1 rRNA gene is annotated in these 524 nt (G+C 52.1%); it reads left to right on the top strand.

Annotated elements, in window-relative coordinates:
- Positions 1-524 (top strand): 23S ribosomal RNA (locus tag AC1D02_RS22235); the annotation flags it as partial.

Raw genomic sequence — 524 nt, 5'->3', positions numbered from 1 at the left:
ATACCGATGAGTGCGAGCTTGGGAGACAGACGTCGGGTGCTAACGTCCGGCGTCAAGAGGGAAACAACCCAGACCGCCAGCTAAGGTCCCAAAGATTGGCTAAGTGGAAAACGAAGTGGGAAGGCTAAAACAGTCAGGATGTTGGCTTAGAAGCAGCCATCATTTAAAGAAAGCGTAATAGCTCACTGATCGAGTCGTCCTGCGCGGAAGATGTAACGGGGCTAAGCCAGTCACCGAAGCTGCGGATATATTTCTCGTGATTTATCACTTGATCTATATGGTAGGAGAGCGTTCTGTAAGCCTGCGAAGGTGTCTTGTAAAGGATGCTGGAGGTATCAGAAGTGCGAATGCTGACATGAGTAGCGATAATGGGGGTGAAAAGCCCCCACGCCGTAAGCCCAAGGTTTCCTGTTCAACGTTCATCGGAGCAGGGTGAGTCGGCCCCTAAGGCGAGGCAGAGATGCGTAGCTGATGGGAAGCAGGTTAATATTCCTGCACCGTCGTATGATGCGATGGGGGGACGG

Source organism: Massilia sp. P1_C10 (assembly GCF_056406475.1).
This window is presented reverse-complemented; position numbering and strand designations above follow the sequence as displayed.